14 protein-coding genes are annotated in these 19,050 nt (G+C 72.5%); 5 read left to right on the top strand and 9 right to left on the bottom strand.

Features of this window, described 5'->3' with window-relative positions; all coding sequences use genetic code 11:
- Window positions 1–216: 216 nt before the first annotated feature.
- From obgE to ATL41_RS12740, 4 genes are all read right to left on the bottom strand, one after another.
- Complete coding sequence (gene obgE, locus ATL41_RS12755) at window positions 217–1,737, bottom strand: GTPase ObgE (protein ID WP_098458802.1); 1,521 nt, start codon at window positions 1,735–1,737, stop codon at window positions 217–219.
- An 80-nt stretch (window positions 1,738–1,817) separates the two neighbouring features.
- Entirely contained in the window at window positions 1,818–2,072 is a 255-nt protein-coding gene (gene rpmA / locus ATL41_RS12750) for a 50S ribosomal protein L27 (protein WP_098458801.1), read from the bottom strand.
- Between the two features lie 71 nt (window positions 2,073–2,143).
- The gene (rplU, locus tag ATL41_RS12745; protein ID WP_219810427.1) at window positions 2,144–2,452 is read right to left on the bottom strand and encodes a 50S ribosomal protein L21; all 309 of its coding nucleotides are present in this window, start codon (window positions 2,450–2,452) and stop codon (window positions 2,144–2,146) included.
- A 272-nt stretch (window positions 2,453–2,724) separates the two neighbouring features.
- A complete protein-coding gene (locus ATL41_RS12740) occupies window positions 2,725–6,204 on the bottom strand; it encodes a ribonuclease E/G (protein WP_169924568.1) in 3,480 nt (1,159 codons plus the stop codon).
- A 451-nt stretch (window positions 6,205–6,655) separates the two neighbouring features.
- Between ATL41_RS12740 and ATL41_RS12735 the strand changes: the two genes are divergently transcribed.
- The 5 genes from ATL41_RS12735 to ATL41_RS12715 are packed head-to-tail and all read left to right on the top strand — an operon-like array spanning window position 6,656 to window position 14,520.
- Complete coding sequence (locus ATL41_RS12735; RefSeq protein ID WP_098458799.1) at window positions 6,656–8,197, top strand: cytochrome ubiquinol oxidase subunit I; 1,542 nt, start codon at window positions 6,656–6,658, stop codon at window positions 8,195–8,197.
- Window positions 8,198–8,227: 30 nt separating this feature from the next.
- Window positions 8,228–9,265 carry a cytochrome d ubiquinol oxidase subunit II gene (gene cydB, locus ATL41_RS12730; protein WP_098458798.1) on the top strand — a complete coding sequence of 346 codons (1,038 nt, stop codon included), beginning with the start codon at window positions 8,228–8,230 and terminating at the stop codon, window positions 9,263–9,265.
- Window positions 9,266–9,278: 13 nt separating this feature from the next.
- Entirely contained in the window at window positions 9,279–11,039 is a 1,761-nt protein-coding gene (gene cydD, locus ATL41_RS12725; RefSeq protein WP_098458797.1) for a thiol reductant ABC exporter subunit CydD, read from the top strand.
- A complete protein-coding gene (gene cydC / locus ATL41_RS12720; RefSeq protein WP_098458796.1) occupies window positions 11,036–12,817 on the top strand; it encodes a thiol reductant ABC exporter subunit CydC in 1,782 nt (593 codons plus the stop codon). Before cydD ends, cydC begins: the two co-directional genes overlap by 4 nt.
- Window positions 12,814–14,520, top strand: coding sequence for a GAF domain-containing protein (locus tag ATL41_RS12715; RefSeq protein ID WP_098458795.1), 1,707 nt, complete (start codon window positions 12,814–12,816; stop codon window positions 14,518–14,520). The genes cydC and ATL41_RS12715 overlap by 4 nt, the downstream gene beginning before the upstream one ends.
- A gap of 69 nt (window positions 14,521–14,589) precedes the next feature.
- On the opposite strand, the gene ATL41_RS12710 is transcribed toward ATL41_RS12715, so the two are convergent.
- The 5 genes from ATL41_RS12710 to ATL41_RS12690 form a co-directional block, all read right to left on the bottom strand.
- Window positions 14,590–16,011 carry a dipeptidase gene (locus ATL41_RS12710; RefSeq protein ID WP_245854842.1) on the bottom strand — a complete coding sequence of 474 codons (1,422 nt, stop codon included), beginning with the start codon at window positions 16,009–16,011 and terminating at the stop codon, window positions 14,590–14,592.
- A gap of 75 nt (window positions 16,012–16,086) precedes the next feature.
- Entirely contained in the window at window positions 16,087–16,758 is a 672-nt protein-coding gene (locus ATL41_RS12705) for a response regulator (protein ID WP_098458794.1), read from the bottom strand.
- Window positions 16,759–16,821: 63 nt separating this feature from the next.
- Complete coding sequence (gene mutM / locus ATL41_RS12700; protein ID WP_098458793.1) at window positions 16,822–17,760, bottom strand: bifunctional DNA-formamidopyrimidine glycosylase/DNA-(apurinic or apyrimidinic site) lyase; 939 nt, start codon at window positions 17,758–17,760, stop codon at window positions 16,822–16,824.
- Window positions 17,753–18,454: a ribonuclease III gene (gene rnc, locus ATL41_RS12695; RefSeq protein ID WP_098458792.1), complete on the bottom strand. Its 702-nt coding sequence runs from the start codon at window positions 18,452–18,454 to the stop codon at window positions 17,753–17,755. The genes mutM and rnc overlap by 8 nt, the downstream gene beginning before the upstream one ends.
- A complete protein-coding gene (locus ATL41_RS12690; RefSeq protein ID WP_098459107.1) occupies window positions 18,451–18,990 on the bottom strand; it encodes a YceD family protein in 540 nt (179 codons plus the stop codon). The genes rnc and ATL41_RS12690 overlap by 4 nt, the downstream gene beginning before the upstream one ends.
- Between the last annotated feature and the right edge of the window lie 60 nt (window positions 18,991–19,050).

The raw sequence follows: 19,050 nt of genomic DNA, 5'->3' as shown, positions 1-19,050 counted from the left end.
GATCAGAGCTCGGCTGATCAGCGCTCGGCTGGTCAGCGCTCGACGCGTTCGCGTCGCCGCCCTGGACGTCGGGGCTCTCGTGCTCCACCTGGTCGTTCACCACGCCCACATTGTCCACCACCGGTGCTCATGGTCGGAGAGCGTCCCACGCCCGTGCCCCTGCCCGGACGCGACGACGGCGCCGCTGTTCCCAGCGGCGCCGTCGTCAGGCGATCGTCAGTCCTCGGCAGCGTCCGTCCACTTGCCTGCCTCGCGCTCGGTCCACAGCTCGCTGCGAGCCTCAGCCTTGGCGTCCATGCGGTCGTGGTAGCGCTCGCGCTTCTCGGAGCGGCTCGGACGAGAGTGGTCCTCGAGACGCAGGTCGGTGCCGCGCGGACCCGTGAGCAGCTCGGCACCCGTCATGAGCGTGGGCTCCCAGTCGAACACGACCGCGTTGTCACCCGTGCCGATGAGCACCTCGGCGCCGGCGCGAGCGCCAGCCTTGAGAAGGGCCTCCTCGACGCCGAGACGCGCGAGACGGTCCGCGAGGTAACCGACGGCCTCGTCGTTGTTGAAGTCGGTCTGGCGCACCCAGCGCACAGGCTTGGAACCCGTGACGCGGAAGTACTCCTGGCCGTTCTCCTCGACGCGCGTGACGGTGAAGCCGGAGTCGTCGACGGCCTTGGGACGCAGGACGATGCGAGCAGGTTCGGGAGCCGGAGCGTCCTTGCGCGCCTGCTCGACGAGCTCGGCGAGCGCGTACGTGAGCTGCTTGAGGCCCTCGTGGCTGACGGCGGAGATCTCGAAGACCCGCAGGCCGCGCCCCTCGAGCTCGGCGGTCACGAAGTCGGCGAGCTCGCGCGCCTCGGGAACGTCGATCTTGTTGAGCACGACGAGGCGCGGACGCTCGGCGAGCGGGACGCGCGAACCGTCGATGTCGAGGTCCGCCGAGTAGGCGGCGAGCTCCGCCTCGATGACGTCGAGGTCCGAGATCGGGTCACGGCCGGGCTCGAGGGTCGCGCAGTCGAGGACGTGCACGAGGACGGCGCAACGCTCGACGTGGCGGAGGAACTCGAGCCCGAGGCCCTTGCCCTCGCTCGCGCCAGGGATGAGCCCGGGGACGTCGGCGACCGTGTAGCGCGAGTCGCCCGCCTGGACGACGCCGAGGTTCGGCACGAGCGTCGTGAACGGGTAGTCCGCGATCTTGGGCCGCGCGGCCGAGATCGCTGCGATGAGCGAGGACTTGCCCGCGCTCGGGTAGCCGACGAGCGCGACGTCGGCGATCGTCTTGAGCTCGAGGACGACGTCCGCCTCCTCACCGGGCTCGCCGAGGAGCGCGAAGCCGGGCGCCTTGCGCTTGGCCGAGGCGAGCGACATGTTGCCGAGCCCGCCGCGGCCGCCGGCCGCGACCGTGTACTCGGCACCGTCACCGACGAGGTCGGCGAGGATGTTGCCGTCGAGGTCCTTGACGACGGTGCCGTCAGGGACGCGCAGCACGAGGTCCTGGCCGTGCGCCCCCTGGCGGTAGTCCCCCATGCCCATCGCACCCTTCTCGGCACGACGGTGCGGCGAGTGGTGGTACTCGAGCAGCGTCGTCACCTGGGGGTCGACGACGAGGCGGACCGATCCGCCGTCGCCGCCGTTGGCGCCGTCCGGACCTGCGAGGGGCTTGAACTTCTCCCGGCGGATCGACGCACAGCCGTTGCCGCCGTCACCGCCGAAGGCGTGAAGGACGACGCGGTCGACAAAGCTGGCCATGGGGGTTCCTCAATGCTTGCGGTGAAAAAGGCAAGAGGGGCGCACCGTACGGTACGCCCCTCTCGAAGATGATCTGACGATCAGGCAGCAGCCTCGATGTCGACGACCTTGCGGCCGCGACGGGTGCCGAACTTCACGGCGCCGGCCTCGAGGGCGAACAGCGTGTCGTCCTTGCCACGACCGACGTTGACGCCGGGGTGGAAGTGCGTGCCGCGCTGGCGGACGATGATCTCGCCGGCCTTGACGACCTGGCCACCGAAGCGCTTGACGCCGAGACGCTGAGCGTTGGAGTCACGACCGTTGCGAGAGGAGCTCGCACCCTTCTTGTGTGCCATGACGGCAACCTACCTTCTTGCTGAACGAATAGGACGTGCCCCGAGCCGCTGAGACGCGGCCCGGAGGAAGATCACTTGATGCCGGTGACCTTGAGGCGCGTGAGGGCCTGGCGGTGGCCGATGCGCTTGCGGTAGCCGGTCTTGTTCTTGTACTTGAGGATGTCGATCTTCGGGCCCTTCTCGTCCCGAACGATCTCGGCGGTCACCGTCACCTTGGCCAGAGCCGCAGCGTCGGAGGTCACCTTCTCACCGTCCACAAGGAGGAGTGCGGGCAACTGAACGGACTCACCGGACTTGCCGGAGAGACGGTCGACGACGACGACGTCACCAACAGAGACCTTCTCCTGGCGGCCACCAGCCTTGACGATCGCGTACACCACGTTGCTGCTCATCTCTCTAGGTCTTCTCGGCGTGCTCATCACCGGACGGGGCCGGGAGCACACGGGAACAGGCGCGAACCAATACGCGCCGACGTTCAAGGTTACGGAACTTGGAGCGGGGGGTCAAATTGCTCGGGTCCCCCACGACGCCCTGGGCGTCGCTCGCCCCTCCATCATCTCGGACGATCGGCTCCCGCACCAGGTGCGACGCGCCGATCCGCCCGTGTGAGGCGTCACACCGGGGTCCTCGGGACCCCGGTGCGACGTCTCGTTCAGCCCTCGTCGGGGCTGTTGCTCGGTGCGCCGGCGGCGCGCGTCGACCGGCCGCGCGACGAGGCCCGGCGCCGCTTGGGCGCCGTCGTCGACGGCTCCGACGGGCCCGCGGGGACCGCGATGTCGTCGACCGACGTGATCGTGTCGCTGCTCGGCGCGGCGGGCACCTCGGGAGCGTGGACCCGACGGACGGAAGCGAGCTCCGCGAGGACGTCGAGGACCGGGGCCTCCGACGACGCCTCTGCACTCTCGGACGCCGGCGCCTCGACCTCGACGGCCGGGGCAGCCGGACGCGTCGCCGCACGACGGCGGCGCTTCGGCTCGGCAGCGACGGGCTCGGCGACGACCGGCTCGGCCGCGGGCTCGACGGCGTCCTCCGCGACAGGCGCGGGCTCAGCGTCGGCCTGCAGCGCCGGAGCAGCCTCGACGGCCACCTTCTCGGCAGCCGGCTTCTCGACCGCGTGGTCGTGCTCGTGCTCGTGCGCGTGCGCCGCAGCGGCGGCGATCGTCGCGAGCGTCTCCTTGACCGCCTTGCGCGCCTCCTCCTTGGGGAGGACCGGCACCGCGGGGGCCGACGACGAGGACTCGTCCTTGTCACCGCCGCCACGCTTGCGGCGCGACCGCTTCGACTCGCCCTCGGGACGGTCCTGGCCGCCACCGTTCTGGCCGCCGTTGCCCTTCTCGATCGGCTCGGCGTGCACGATGAAGCCACGGCCGTTGCAGTGCTCGCACGTCGTGCTGAAGGCCTCGACGAGGCCCTGGCCGACACGCTTGCGCGTCATCTGGACGAGGCCGAGCGACGTCACCTCCGCGACCTGGTGCTTCGTCCGGTCGCGTCCGAGGCACTCGACGAGACGACGCAGCACGAGGTCACGGTTCGACTCGAGGACCATGTCGATGAAGTCGATGACGATGATGCCGCCGATGTCCCGCAGGCGGAGCTGGCGGACGATCTCCTCGGCAGCCTCGAGGTTGTTGCGCGTCACCGTCTCCTCGAGCGTGCCACCGGAGCCGGTGAACTTGCCCGTGTTGACGTCGACGACGGTCATCGCCTCGGTGCGGTCGATCACGAGCGAGCCGCCGGACGGGAGCCAGACCTTGCGGTCCATGCCCTTGGCGAGCTGCTCGTCGATGCGATGCGACGCGAAGACGTCCTTCTCCCCCGTCCAGCGCGTGACGCGCTCGGCGAGGTCGGGAGCGAGCTCGCCGACATAGCTCGAGATCTCGTCCCAAGCGGAGTCGCCCTGGACGACGAGCGACGAGAAGTCGTCGTTGAAGATGTCGCGCACGACGCGGATCGCGAGGTCCGGCTCGCCCTGCAGCAGCGCGGGCGCCGATGCGGTCTTGGACTTCTTCTCGATCTTCGCCCACTGGTCCTGCAGGCGGGCGACGTCGGCGCGGAGCTCTTCCTCGCTCGCTCCCTCGGCCGCGGTGCGGACGATGACGCCTGCGTGGTCGGGGACGATCTCCTTGAGGATCTTCTTCAGGCGCGCACGCTCCGTGTCGGGGAGCTTGCGGGAGATGCCCGTCATGCCGCCGCCGGGGACGTACACGAGGTAGCGGCCCGCGAGCGTGATCTGGGAGGTGAGGCGAGCGCCCTTGTGGCCGATCGGGTCCTTCGTGACCTGCACGAGGACCGAGTCGCCCGACTTGAGCGCCTGCTCGATGCGGCGCGGCTGGCCCTCGAGGCCCGCAGCGTCCCAGTTGACCTCACCGGCGTAGAGCACGGCGTTGCGGCCCTTGCCGACGTCGATGAACGCGGCCTCCATGCTCGGCAGCACGTTCTGCACGCGACCGAGGTAGACGTTGCCGGCCATCGAGGCCTGCTCCTGCTGCGAGACGTAGTGCTCGACGAGCACGCCGTCCTCGAGCACGGCGATCTGCGTGCGGCCGTCGCGCTCGCGCACGACCATCGACCGCTCGACAGACTCGCGGCGGGCGAGGAACTCGGCCTCGGTGATGATCTGGCGACGGCGGCCCGCGTCGCGGCCCTCGCGGCGACGCTGGCGCTTCGCCTCGAGGCGCGTCGAGCCCTTGAGCGCGGTGACCTCGTCGGCCCCGGTGCCGCGACGGGCACGGGTCGCGGTCGAGGTGCTGGCCGGCTCGCCCTCGCGGCTGCCAGCCGTGCGGCGGCGGCGACGACGGCGGCGGCTCGAGGAACCGGTGCCCTCGCTGTCCTCGCCCGCCTCGTCAGAGGTGTCCTCGTCCTGGTCCTGAGCCTCGTCGTCCGACTCGCTCTCGGCGTCGGACGCCTCGGCAGAGCGGCCCGAACCCCGACGCGAGCGGTTGCGCGAGCGACCCGAGGTCTTCTCCGTGTCACCCTCGTCGTCCTGCTCGACCTCGGTCGCGTCGGTCTCGTCGGACGCCTCGGCGTCCGTGTCGCCCTCGGCCTGGTCGCCGTTCTGCGCGGAGCTGCGGCGACGGCCCCGGCCGCCCCGGCGGCGACGACGGCGCTGGCCCGAGGCGGAGCCGGACTCCTGCTCGTCGCTCGGCTCGTCGTCCTCGGTCTCGTCCTGCGGCGTCGCGTCGTCCTGCGCCTCGGGCGTCTCGACGTCCTCCGGGGCCTCGACCTCGGCAGCCGCGTCGACGACCTCCTCGGTCTCGTCGTCGGCCTCCTCCACGGGGACGGGGACGATCGCCTCGGGCGGGCCCGCGGGCGCGGAGACCCGGCGGCGGCGTGCACGGCCCTTGGTCGGGTCCGGAGCCTGGAAGAGGAGAGCGGTCATCGGCAGGCGGGTCTCGACGACCGGCGCCTGCTCGCCCTCCTCGGCCGCGGCTTCGACAGCCTCGACGGGTGCGGTGGTCTCGGTGGGCGCCTCGACGGCGCTCGGCTTGGTCGCGCGGCGCGAGCGGCGCGCCGGCTTCTCCGCCTGCTCCTCCGTCGCCGTCTCGGCCGCGGGGGCCTCGGGGGCCTCGGCAGGTGCAGCCTTGGCACGGCCAGAGCGGCGACGCGGGGCCGCCTTCTCCGTGCTCTTGTCCTCTGCGGCCCTGTCGTCCGCAACCGTCTCGTCGGCTGCGGGTGCCTCGGACTTCGTCTCCGCAGGCTCGGCGGCCGGCTTGGTGGCGCGGCGGCTGCGCGTGGACTTCTTCGGCGCGGGCGCCTCGGCGTCGGCGGCAGGCGTGGGTGCAGCAACAGTCGCCGCCTCGGGCGCAGCCTCAGCCGTCGCGGCTGGAGCGGTCGCCCGGGTGGCACGGGTGCGGCGCTTCGGCGCGGGCTTCTCCTCGGCCGCGGGGGTCTCGGCAGCCGGCGACTCGACGGCGGGCGACTCGGTCTTGGGGCGCGCCTTGCGGGTGCGCGGGGCCTTCTCCTGCGGCGCGTCCGTCGGCTCCGACGCAGCAGAGGCCGGGACACTCACAGGCGCCACGGCCTCGCTCTGCACGGGGGTCGGCGTTCCTGCCGACCGCACGACGCGGCGACGCGTCTTCTTCACCGGCTCGGCTGAGCCCTCGGCGTTCGTGGTGCTGTTGTCGAGGTTCACTCGGGTACTCCTGCCCCAGGCTGCGCCACACACCGGGCGGGCCCGAGAAGCTCGGTCGTCGCTCACCCGCGGGCGGCGACGGAAGTCGTCGAGACGGCTCGGCAGCGCACGCGGGGCGGTCGCGCGTCGATGTCGACGGCTGCGTTCCGCGACGACGGGTCCACGGGCGTCGAGGACGGCGACTCACGCCGATCCCGCGCCCCGCGAACCGATCGGGTGGACCGGTGCCTGCTGCGAGCTCGTCGCGAAGGTCCGTGGTGTGACGGGCCCCCGCTCGGCCAAGTATCTCACAGCACCCCTGTCGCGCCCGGGAAGCGACGCGGCTCACAGCCCGACGATTTCGGGACCTTGGTCCCGGGCCTCCTAGTACCGAGGTCCTAGGTTCGACATGACACGACAGCGCGTCACCTCATGGCTGCCTGCGCAACCGGAACCGGACCAAGGAAGACCAGTGGACGTACTCGACCTCGGCAGATGGCAGTTCGGCATCACGACCGTCTACCACTTCATCTTCGTCCCGCTCACGATCGGCCTGTCGCCGCTCGTGGCCGGCCTCCAGACCGCGTGGGTCAGGACCGGGGACGAGAAGTGGCTCAAGCTCACGAAGTTCTTCGGCAAGCTGCTGCTCATCAACTTCGCGATCGGTGTCGTGACGGGCATCGTCCAGGAGTTCCAGTTCGGCATGAACTGGAGCGAGTACTCGCGCTTCGTCGGTGACGTCTTCGGCGCGCCGCTCGCGATGGAGGCGCTCGCCGCCTTCTTCATCGAGTCGACGTTCCTCGGTCTGTGGATCTTCGGGTGGGGTCGCCTGCCCAAGAAGATCCACCTCGCGTGCATCTGGGCCGTCGCCCTCGCGACCAACCTCTCCGCGTACTTCATCCTCGCGGCCAACTCGTGGATGCAGCACCCCGTCGGTGCGATCTTCAACGAGGAGACCGGCCGCGCCGAGCTCGTCGACATCTGGGCCGTGCTCACCAACAACACGGTGCTCGCCGCGTTCCCGCACACGATCACCGCCGCGTTCGTCACGGCCGGCACGTTCGTCGCTGCGATCAGCGCCTGGTGGATGGTCCGCCTCGTCCGCTCCAAGAAGGCCGAGAACGTCACCCTCGCCAAGACGGTCTACCGCTCGGGCCTGCGCCTGGGCATGTGGGTCATGCTCGTCGCCGGTGTGGGCGTCGCCTTCACCGGCCACTGGCAGGCGCAGCTCATGTTCGAGCAGCAGCCCGCCAAGATGGCCGCGGCCGAGGGCCTGTGCCACACGGAGCAGGGCGCCGACTTCTCGATCCTGACGATCGGCAACCTCAACGGCGACTGCGAGAGCGTCCGCCACCTCATCGCGCTGCCCAACCTCACCTCGTTCCTCGCGACGAACACGTTCGACGCCGAGATCAAGGGCACGATCCAGATCCAGGACGAGATGACCCAGAAGTTCGGCGCGACCCGCGGCGAGCACTCCGAGATCGTCGGCGTCGACGCCCCCACGGACGGCACCGCCGACCAGGAGCTCAGCTACATCCCGAACCTCGCGGTCACCTACTGGTCCTTCCGCCTGATGATCGGCTTCGGCATCTTCTCCGCAGCTCTCGCGCTCGGCGGCCTCTGGGTCACCCGCAAGGGCGGCGTCAGCGACTCGAGGTGGATCAAGCGCATCGCTCTCGTCGCCATCCCGGCGCCGTTCCTCGCCTCCGCGTTCGGCTGGATCTTCACCGAGATGGGCCGCCAGCCCTGGGTCGTGTACCCCAACCCGAACCCGAGCGGCGTCGACGGCGTCTGGATGATGACGTGGCGCGGCGTCTCGACCGCCGTCGGCTCCGGCTCGGTCATCACCTCGCTCGTGGCCTTCACCCTCGTCTACGGCGCCCTCGCCGTCGTCTGGGGCAAGCTCATGCACCGCTACGCGATCGAGGGCGTCCCGACCGAGGTCCACGACGAGTCGCCCGAGGCGAACCCCGACAAGGACGAGGACGCCCCGCTGTCCTTCGCCTACTGAGCCGACCGAGAAACGAGAGAAGAAGCGATCATGGACCTCCCCGTCCTCTGGTTCATCCTCATCGCCGTCCTGTGGGCCGGCTACCTCGTCCTCGAGGGATTCGACTTTGGCGTGGGCATGCTCCTGCCCGTCCTCGGCCGCAAGGACAAGGACCGCCGCGCGATCATCAACACCATCGGGCCCGTCTGGGACGGCAACGAGGTGTGGCTGCTCACGGCAGGCGGCGCGACGTTCGCCGCGTTCCCCGAGTGGTACGCGACCCTCTTCTCCGGGTTCTACCTGCCGCTGCTGCTGATCCTGCTCGCGCTCATCGTCCGCGGCGTCTCCTTCGAGTACCGCGGCAAGATCTCCGACCCGCGCTGGGCAGCCTGGTGCGACCGCGGCATCATCGTGGGCTCGTGGCTGCCCGCGATCCTGTGGGGCGTCGCGTTCGCCAACCTGGTCCGCGGCGTCGAGCTCGACGCGTCGCACACGTTCACCGGCGGGTTCTTCTCGCTGCTGAGCCCGTTCGCCCTCCTCGGCGGTGCCGTGACGCTCGGCCTGTTCCTCACGCACGGCGCAGTGTTCCTCGCGCTCAAGACCGACGGTGACATCCGCACCCGCGCTCGCGCCCTCGGCCTGAAGCTCTCGACCGGCACGACCGTCGCCGCCGGCCTGTGGGCGGTCTGGGCGCAGCTCGCCTACTCGGTCGCGTGGACCTGGGCCGCCGTCCTCGTCGCTGCCGTGAGCCTCGTGCTCGTCGTCGTCATGGTCGCCAAGGACCGCGAGGGCTGGGCGTTCATCTTCTCGGCGCTCGGCATCGTCGCGGCCGTCGTGCTGATCTTCGGCTCGATGTACCCCGACGTCATGCCCGCGATCGACCCGGCGAACTCGCTCAACATCCGCAACGCGAGCTCGACGGACTACACGCTCACCGTGATGACCTGGGTCGCCGTCGCGCTCGTGCCGGTCGTCCTGCTCTACCAGAGCTGGACGTACTGGGTGTTCAAGAAGCGCATCACGGTCGCCCACATCCCCGAGCCGATCGGTCTGTCGCTCAAGAAGACGGACGACCTCACGTCCGCGTGATTCGATCGACCTTGTGAAGCCCCTCGACCCTCGACTCCTCCGGCACGCCCGTCCCGCCCGACGCTACGTACTGCTGACGGCGGCGACGGGCGTCGCCACGACGGGGCTCGTCGTCGCCCAGGCGATCCTGGTCGCCGCGATCCTCGCGCCTGCCGTGTCGGACGCGCGTCCGCTCGCGGACGCGTGGCACCTCGTCGCGTGGCTCGCCGCGGTCGTCACGGTGCGCGCCGGCGTCGTGCACCTGCAGGAGCGGTTCGCGCACCGCGCCGCGACGCGCACGATCATCGACCTGCGCCGCCAGGTCGTCACCGCCGCCGTCGCGCGCGGGCCGCGCTGGCTCGCGGGCGGCGAAGGTCCCGCGACCGTCACGCTCGCGACGCGCGGGCTCGAGGACCTCGAGCCGTACTTCGTGCGCTACCTCCCCCAGCTGCTGCTCGCGGCGACGCTCACGCCAGCGACGCTCGCCGTCGTCTGGTGGCACGACTGGGTGGCGGGCGTGATCATCCTCGCGACGATCCCGCTCGTGCCGATCTTCATGACCCTCGTCGGCCAGCTCACGCAAGGCGTCTCCGACCGGCGCCTCGCAACGATGCAGCGGCTCGGCTCTCAGGTCCTCGACCTCGTCGCGGGCCTGCCGACGCTGCGCGCGCTCGGCCGCGAGAAGGGCCCGGCCGCCCGCGTCCGCGCGCTCGGCGACGCGCACCGCCGCGCGACGATGGGCACGCTGCGCGTCGCGTTCCTGTCGGGGATGGTCCTCGAGCTGCTGACGACGCTGTGCGTCGCGGTCGTCGCCGTCTCGGTCGGCCTGCGCCTCGTCTCCGGCGGCTTCGACCTGCAGACGGGCCTCGTCGTCATCGTGCTCGCACCCGAGGTGTTCCTGCCGCTGCGGCAGGTGGGCCTGCACTTCCACGCGTCGACCGACGGCCTCGCGGCCGCCGACGCCGCATTCGCCGTCATCGAGTCCCCCGAGGCGCGGCCGGAGCACCCGGGCGCCGCTGACCCGTTCGACGGCGGCACGTTCGCAGGCGTCCGTCTCACCGGTGTGAGCGTGCGGGCGCCGGGGCGCGACGTCGTCGCGCCCGACAGCCTCGACCTCGACGTCGCGCCCGGTCGCGTCGTCGCGCTCGTCGGCCCCAACGGGGCCGGGAAGTCGACCGCGGTCCTCGCGCTCCTCGGCCTCGAGCCCGTCGACGCCGGGACCATCGCCGTCCGCACGGCCGACCCGGGCGGCCAGGTGTCCGAGACCTCGCTCGACGACCTCGACCTCGCCGCGTGGCACCGCCAGGTCGCCTGGGTGCCGCAGCGCGCCGTCCTCACGCCCGGGACCGTCCTCGACGCCGTCCGCGGCACGACTGGTCCAACCGAGGACACCTCCGCGGAGCACGCGCCCTCCCCCGAGGTGCTCGACGCCGCCCGCCTCACCGGCCTCGACCGCGTCGTCGAGTCTCTCCCCGCGGGCTGGGCCACGCGCGTCGGCACCGGCGGGGTGGGTCTGAGCCTCGGCCAGCGCCAGCGTGTCGTCCTCACGCGCGCCCTCGTCACCGCCAAGCCGCTCGTCGTCCTCGACGAGCCGACCGCCCACCTCGACGCGCTGTCCGAGCAGCAGGTGCTCGACGCCGTCGCCACGATGCGCGCCGCAGGGCGCGCCGTGCTCGTCGTCGCACACCGCGCAGCGCTCGTCGAGCTCGCCGACGACGTCGTCGAGGTCAGCGCCCGAGCGCTCGACCCCGCAGCGGACGCGGTCGACGACACCGGCGCGGAGGTGACCCGATGAGCACGCCCGCACCCGCCCGTGACGACGTGCTGCGCCGCGCGATCGCGCTGCTCGACGTCGACCGCCGCCGCGTCGTCAGCGCCGTGCTGCTCGGCAGCCTCGCCCTCGGCTCGGCCATCGCCCTCGCCGCCGTCTCGGCATGGCTCATCGCGCGCGCGTCGCAGATGCCACCCGTCCTGACGCTGTCGGTCGCGACCGTCTCCGTGCGCGCGTTCGGCATCTCGCGCGGCGTGTTCCGGTACCTCGAGCGGCTCGCGTCGCACGAGGTCGCGCTGCGCGGCATGGCCAACCTCCGCACGACCGTGTACGAGCGCCTGGCCGCCGGCCGCCTCGACGCGGTCGCGGCGCTGCGCCGCGGCGACCTGCTCGCGCGCGTCGGCGCGGACGTCGACGCGGTCGGCGACGTCGTCGTGCGAGCACTCGTGCCCGCGGGCGTCGCCGCGGTCCTCGGCGTCGGGTCCGTCGCGCTCGTCGCGGCGTTCCTGCCGTCGGCCGCCGTCGTGCTGCTCGTGTGCCTCCTCGTCGCAGGCGTGCTCTCGCCCTGGCTCACGGCCCGCGCGACGCGCGCGACCGAGATCGCGTCCGCGGCGGCGCGCGCCGAGATGTCCGACGCCGCGCTCACCGTCCTCGAGGACTCCGCAGCCCTGCGCGTCTCGGGCCAGCTCCCCGCACAGCTCGCGCGGCTGCAGGCCGCGGAGGACGACCTCGCGGACGCCGTCGACCACGGCGCGCGACCGCTCGCGACGAGCGCAGCGCTCGCGAACGCCGCCGTCGGCGTCGCGGTGCTCGGCGCGATCCTGCTCGGCATTCCCGCCGTCGGCGCCGGCACCCTCGCGCCCGTCGAGCTCGCCGTCGTCGTCCTCTCCCCTCTCGCGATGTTCGAGGCGACGAGCGTCCTGCCCGCGGCCGCCGTGCAGGTGCTGCGGTCGCGCGAGGCAGCCGCGCGCGTCCTCGAGCTGCTCGACGGCGCAGCCGACGCCCCCGCGGCGGACGCGCTCGACGCGGCCGTCGAGGCACCGGCCGACGGCCCCGCCCACATCCGCGCGAAGGGCGTCACCGCCGGCTGGCCGGGGCACGCCCCGGTCCTCGGCGGTCTCGACGTCGACCTCTCCCCCGGCCGCCTCGTCGCGCTCGTCGGCCCGAGCGGCGCCGGCAAGACGACGACGCTCCTCACGCTCGCCGGCCTGCTCCCGCCGCACGCCGGCGACCTGACGACCCGGCGCGCGGACGTCGCCGTCACCCCCGAGGACGCGCACGTCTTCCGCACGACGCTCCTCGAGAACCTGCGCGTCGCCCGCGGCGACGTCACCCCCGACGAGGCGCGAGAGGCGCTCGAGGCCGTCGGCCTCGACACGTGGCTCTCCGGCCTGCCCGACGGTCTCGACACCGACCTCGGCCCCGGCGGGGCCACGGTCTCGGGCGGCGAGCGACGCCGTCTGCTCCTCGCCCGCGCCCTGCTCACCCGGGCACCGCTCGTCGCGGTCGACGAGCCTGCCGAGCACATGGACGACGACGCGGCACGCTCCCTTTTCGCCGAGGTCCTTCCCCGGCTCGTCGCCGACGGCCGCGGCGTCATCCTCGCAACGCACCGCCTCTCCGGGCTCGAAGCCGCCGACGAGGTGCTCGTCCTCGAGCGGCGTGACGACGGCGTCGCGCACGTCGCCCGACGCGGCACGCACGAATACCTCCTGAGCCACGATCCTGCGTACCGTGGGGCCTACGACCACGAGCAGGCCGCCGCGCGGCCCGCCCCGGAGCACGGGAGCCCCACCGCATGAGCTTCACCGACCCGCGCCGCACCGAGCAGGAGCTGCTCGACGCGGTCCTGGCCCTCGCGGCCAACCTCGAGCTGCCCGACGTGCTCCAGACGTTCGTCGAGACGTGCTCGCGCCTCACGGGCGCGCCCTACGCGGCGATCAACGTCACCGACAAGAACGACAAGTCGACGACGTTCGTCCAGGTCGGCGTCGACGAGCGCACCGCGGCGCAGCTCGAGCACCCGCCTGGCCACCACGGCGTTCTCGCGACGATCCCGTCGCGCGGCACGCTCGTCCTGTTCGACCTCATGAAGGACCCGGCGTTCAAGGGTTTCCCGCCCGGGCACCCGCCGATGCACCAGTTCCTCGGTGCGGCGATCCGCGTCCAGGACTCCGTCTATGGGCACCTCTACCTCGCGGAGAAGCCCGGCGGCTTCACAGAGGAGGACTCGCGGATCGTCATGGCGCTCGCCGCCGCGGCGAGCGTCGCGGTCGAGAACGCGCAGCTGTACGACCTCGCGGCGCGCCGTGAGCGCTGGCTGCGCGCGGGCCAGGAGCTGACGACGCTGCTTCTGTCGGGAGAGAAGGACGAGGAGGAGGTCCTCCAGGAGATCGTCTCGACGTCGCGGTACATCTCGGGGGCGGACACGGCGGCGCTGATCCTCCCGGGCGTGCGCGGCCGGTTGTTCATCGAGTTCGCCGAGGGCTGGTCGGCGCAGGACATCATCGGCACGGAGGTGCCGGCCGACGGCGTCGCGGGGACGGCGCTCGCGTCCGGGTGGGGCACGCTGCTCGACCTGTCGACCGCGCCGGGTATCCGTGTGCCCGTCATGCGGCGCTTCGGCCCCGCGCTCTACGCGCCGATGGGCACCGTCGAGGACCCTGTGGGCGTGCTCGTGCTGCTCCGCCAGCCGGGTGCTGAGCCGTTCGACGAGTCCGACCTGGCGACCGCCGAGACCTTCGCGGGTCAGGCCGCGATCGCGATGATCCTCGCGTCGGCGCGCCAGGCGCAGGCAGAGGCGGAGCTCGCGGGCGAGCGCGACCGCATCGCACGCGACCTGCACGACCTCGCGATCCAGCAGCTCTTCGCGACCGGCATGCAGCTCGAGACGGTGCGCCGACGCGCCGCGCGCGGCGTCGACCCGAGCGAGCTCGTGAGCATCGTCGAGGAGGCGCTCGACAACGTCGACTCGACCGTGCGCCAGATCCGCGCGATCGTGCACGCGCTGCGCGACCCGGACGCAGCGACGAGCGTCGTGGAGCGTCTGCGACGCGAGGCGTCGCTCGCTCGCACGGGCCTGAGCTTCGCGCCCTCGATGGTCATCACGCTCGACGGCCACGTCATCGGCTCGGAGAACACCGAGGGGCTGCAGGTCGACGAGGACGTGATCGACGACCTCGTGGCCGACGGTCTCGCGGACGACGTCGTCGCGGTCGTGCGCGAGGGCCTCGCGAACGCCGCCCGGCACGCGCACGCGTCGTCGGTCCAGGTGAGCATCGACGTCACGAGCACGCGCCCTGACGCCCTGCCGGGCGTGATCCTGCCCGGCGAGGTGTGCGTGACGGTCACCGACGACGGCGTGGGCCTCGGTTCGGTGTCCGGGCGCCGCTCGGGCACGGGCAACCTCGCGGCGCGTGCCCGCCAGCACGGCGGGACGTTCGAGCTCATGCCGAACCCGGAGGGTCAGGGCGCCGTCATCCGCTGGCAGGCGCCGCTCGGCTGATCCTGGTGCACGCTGGAGCGCCCGTGGGCGCTCCAGCACCGCGGCTCCAGGCCTCGCGGCCAGCCCGGCTCAGGCGGTCGCGGCGCCGAGTCGCGTGAGGAAGAGCGCCTCGCCGAGGGCCAGCTTCTCGATCTCGTGCGGGGACACGCTCTCGTTGGGCGCGTGGATGAGCGCAGCAGGCTCCTCGCAGCCCATGAGCACGATCTCCGCGTCGGGGTTGACCTCCTGGAACACCGAGCACAGCGGGATGGACCCGCCCTCGCCCGCGGTGACCGTCGAGTCGACGCCGAACGCATCGGCGAGCGCCCGGCCGAGCACCGCGAACGCGGGGCCGTCGGTGCGGGCGCTGAACGGCTTGCCGGGAGCGTCGCGGTCGATCTTCAGGTGGGCGCCCCACGGCACGCGCCGCTCGAGGTGCGCGACGAGGAGGTCCTGCGCCTCGGCCGGGTCGGTGCCCGGCGGGACGCGGAGGTTCAGGTGGGCACGGGCGCTCGCCTGGACCGCGTTGACCGCGCCGACGACGCGCGGGCCGTCGATGCCCGTGACGGTGAGGGCAGGCCGCGCCCACAGGGTGTCGCTCACGGTGCCGCGGCCCGTGATCTCGACACCGTCGAGGATGCTCGCGTCCTTGCGGAACGTCTCGGGGTCGTACTGCGCGCCGTCCCACGTGCCGCTCGCGTCGAGGCCGTCGACCGTGACGACGCCGTCGCCGTCGCGCAGGCTCGCGAGCATCGCGATGAGGGCGCCGAGCGGGTCGGGTGCGGCGCCGCCGTACTGACCTGAGTGGAGCGGTCCCGCGAGCGTGCGGACCTCGACGTCGATGTCGGCGGAGCCCCGCAGCGACGTCGTGAGCGTCGGGACGCCCTCGGCGACGTTGCCCGCGTCGGCGACAAGGACGACGTCGGCCGGGAGCTCGTCGGGGTGCGCGAGCAGGTACTGCTCGAGTCCGCCCGTCCCCTGCTCCTCGGACCCCTCGACGACGACGCGCAAAGTGACCGGGTAGCCGTCCGTGCCGGCTGCCTCGGCCTCGTCGCGCAGGGCACGCAGGGCGGTGAGGTGGGCGACGATGTTCCCCTTGCAGTCCGCCGCACCGCGCCCGTAGAGACGGCCGCCGCGCTCGGTCAGCTCGAAGGGCGGCGTGGTCCACGCGGCCTCGTCGAGGGGTGGCTGGACGTCGTAGTGCGCGTAGAGGAGGACGGTCGGCGAGCCCGCAGGGCCCTCGCGGTAGCCGATGACCGCGTCGGTGCCGTCCGGCGTCGGCACGAGCTCGGAGTCGATGCCGAGGTCGCGCAGCGCGTCACGCACCCACAGCGCGGCCTCGGTGCAGCGCTCGGGCGGCACGACCTGCGGGTCGGCGATCGACGGGATCGCGACGAGCTCGGCGAGGTCGGCGAGACCGCGCGGCATGTGGCGCTCGACGGCGGTGCGCAGCCGTGCGACGTCCCCGCCCTGAGACGTGGTGCTGGTCTGGTCGGGCGTGGAGTCGCTCACGGGTCGTGCCTCTCGTCGTGCTGGGTGCGTGTCAGCGCCCGGCAGACCGGGCGCGGACCGGTCGGTGCTGGTCTGTCAGTGCGGGTCGGTCGACCACTCGCGGTTCTTGCGGCCTGCGGCCCACGCGGCGACCTGGGTGCGGCGCTGGAGCCCCATCTTCGCGAGGAGCGACGTGATGTGGTTCTTGACCGTCTTCTCGGCGACGGAGAGGCGCTCCGCGATCTCGCGGTTGGACAGGCCCTCGCCGATGAGGTCGACGACGCGCAGCTCGCTCGGCGTGAGGTCCGCGGTCGGGTCCTCGTGCTCGGCACGGCGCCGCGTGACGGTGCGCTCGTCGAGCAGGACGCGGCCCGCGGCGACGGCGTGGATGACGTCGGAGATCTCCGCGCCGCGCACGCTCTTGAGGAGGTAGGCGGCCGCACCGGCGTCGAGCGCCTCGGCGAGAGCGCGGTCGTCGTCGAACGACGTGAGCACGATCGGGCGGGCGGTCGAGCCCGCCGCGGCCAGGCGACGGATCAGGTCGATGCCCGTGCCGTCGGGGAGCTGCAGGTCGACGAGGATCACCTGGGGCTGGACGAGCGCCGCGCGGCGCTGGCCCTCGGCGACCGAGCCGGCCTCAGCGACGACGCTGAGCCCTTCGGACCGGTCGACGACCTCGGCGATGCCGCGTCGCACGACCTCGTGGTCGTCGACGATCATGACGGTGATCGGTCCGGCGCTCGGCTCAGTGGCGTTGGTCGCTCGCATAGGACCATGGTACCGACCGATCCGCGCGGCTCACGCAGCGGCGCACGGCATGTACCGGGCGAATCAGGACGGTCTCACGCCGCGTGGTCGTGGCTGGCAGCGCGGGCACACGTGCGAGGAGCGGTTCATGAAGCTCATGCGCTCGATCGGGGTGCCGCAGCGCGAGCACGGCTGGCCCGCGCGGCCGTACGCCTCGAGGCTGCGCGAGAAGTAGCCGGACTCTCCGTTGACGTTGACATACAGGGAGTCGAAGCTCGTCCCGCCGGCCCGCAGCGCGGCCGTCATGACGGCGCGCGCGGAGTCGAGCACGGAGCGGACCTGGACGGGTCGCAGCGCGTCACCGCGGCGCTCGGGGTGCACGCGGGCGCGCCACAGCGCCTCGTCCGCGTAGATGTTGCCGACGCCGGACGTGAGGGTCTGGTCGAGCAGGATCCGCTTGATGCCGCTCGCCCGACGCCGGACCTGCGCCACGAGCGCGGCGAGGTCGCGGTCGTCGAGGCTCAGGTCGAGCAGGTCGCGCCCGACGTGCGCGACCGAGCGCGGGAGCGCCGCGACGTCCGTCCCGAGCCCGCCGGGACGCCCGTCGGGCGTGGGGACGAGCTCCTCGACCGCGAGATGGCCGAACGTGCGCTGGTCGACGAAGTCGAGGTGACGCGCGGCGCCGTCGGGCATCTCGACGCGCATCCGGACGCGCAGGTGCCGGTGCGCAGGGGCGTCGTCGTCCGCGTGGGAGACGAGCAGCTGGCCGCTCATGCCGAGGTGTACGAGCAGCGCCTCCCCCGTCGGCGCCGTCCCCGTGGAGAGCGGGACCCAGAGGTACTTGCCGCGGCGCACCGCGGCGTCGAGACGCGCGCCGTCGAGCCGCGCCGCGAGGTCGACCGGACCGCCGACGTGGCGGCGCACCGAGTAGTCCCGGAAGACCTGGACGTCGGTGACACGGCCGCCGACGACGTGCCGCGCGACCCCGTCACGGACGGTCTCGACCTCGGGAAGCTCAGGCATCCTGTCGGTTGATCCAGCGGTAGGCCTCCTCGGCCGCCTGCTGCTCGGCGTGCTTCTTCGCCGTGCCCGTGCCGGTGCCACGCACCTCACCGCTCAGGCGGACGCGCGACGTGAACACGCGCGCGTGGTCGGGGCCCTCGGCCGACGACTCGTACTGCGGGACGCCGAGCGACCGCTCCGCGGCGGCCTCCTGCAGGCTCGTCTTCCAGTCGAGGCCGGCGCCGAGGCCCGCGGCCGTCTTCAGCAGCGGGTCGACGAGCGAGTGCACGAACGTCCGCGCGACCTCGAGACCGTGGCTCAGGTACACCGCGCCGATGATCGCCTCGACCGTGTCGGAGAGGATCGAGTCCTTGTCGGCACCGCCGGTCCGGGTCTCCCCCTTGCCCAGGAGGATGTACGAGCCGAGGTCGAGCGTGCGCGCGACCTCGGCGAGCGCACGCTGCGACACGACCGCGGAGCGCATCTTCGCGAGCTCGCCCTCGGGCAGGTCCGGGAAGCGGCGGTAGAGCGCCTCGGTCGCGACGAGCCCGAGGACCGAGTCACCGAGGAACTCGAGACGCTCGTTCGTCGGAATGCCGCCCGCTTCGTGCGCGAAGCTGCGGTGCGTCAGGGCGAGGACCAGGATGTCCGGGTCGAGCTCGACCCCGAGGGCCTCGGCGAGCTGCGCGGGCGTGGGGCGGGCGGTGACGCTCACCGGTCCGTCTCCTCGCCCTCGCCGCCGCTCCCCTCGCCGTCCTGGCTCAGCTCGCCGAGGCCCTGGAGGGCCTTCCAGCGGGGGTCGATCGACTCGTGGTGGTGGTCCTCGTTGCCCGGGTCGCTCAGGCGGACGCCGCACTCGGAGCACAGGCCGCGGCAGTCGGGCTGGCACAGCGGGCGGAACGGCAGGTTCATGACGACGGCGTCGCGCACGACGGGCTCGAGGTCGAGCAGCTCGTCGACGACCTCGAAGACCTCGTCAGCCTCCTCGTCGTCTCCCTCCGCGACGGCTGCGGCCGCGCGCTCCGGGTAGACGAACAGCTCGGTGAGCTGGGTGTCGAGGTCCTCGCGGACCTCCTCGAGGCAGCGCACGCACTCGCCGACGGCCTCGCCGCCGACGGTGCCCGTCACGAGGATTCCTTCCATGACGGACTCGAGGCGGAGGTCGAGCTCGATGTCGGTTCCCTCGGGGACACCGATGACGGCCGTGCCGAGGTCGGCGGGCGCGGGGGCGGTCCGCTCGAGGGTGCGCATCGACCCGGGACGGTGCGACAGGTCGTGAACGTCGATCACCCAGGGGGATCGGCGGTCAGG

This window comes from Flavimobilis soli (assembly GCF_002564025.1).
Lineage (GTDB): Bacteria > Actinomycetota > Actinomycetes > Actinomycetales > Cellulomonadaceae > Flavimobilis > Flavimobilis soli.
The sequence above is the reverse complement of the archived record's forward strand: the minus strand, read 5'-3'. Positions and strand labels throughout refer to the sequence as shown.

Coding starts and splice junctions, on each gene's coding strand:
- rpmA (WP_098458801.1), bottom strand. CDS start 2,072: ATGGCACACAAGAAGGGTGCGAGCTCCTCTCGCAACGGTCGTGACTCC.
- ATL41_RS12715 (WP_098458795.1), top strand. CDS start 12,814: ATGAGCTTCACCGACCCGCGCCGCACCGAGCAGGAGCTGCTCGACGCG.
- cydC (WP_098458796.1), top strand. CDS start 11,036: ATGAGCACGCCCGCACCCGCCCGTGACGACGTGCTGCGCCGCGCGATC.
- ATL41_RS12690 (WP_098459107.1), bottom strand. CDS start 18,990: ATGCGCACCCTCGAGCGGACCGCCCCCGCGCCCGCCGACCTCGGCACG.
- cydB (WP_098458798.1), top strand. CDS start 8,228: ATGGACCTCCCCGTCCTCTGGTTCATCCTCATCGCCGTCCTGTGGGCC.
- obgE (WP_098458802.1), bottom strand. CDS start 1,737: ATGGCCAGCTTTGTCGACCGCGTCGTCCTTCACGCCTTCGGCGGTGAC.
- mutM (WP_098458793.1), bottom strand. CDS start 17,760: ATGCCTGAGCTTCCCGAGGTCGAGACCGTCCGTGACGGGGTCGCGCGG.
- ATL41_RS12705 (WP_098458794.1), bottom strand. CDS start 16,758: ATGCGAGCGACCAACGCCACTGAGCCGAGCGCCGGACCGATCACCGTC.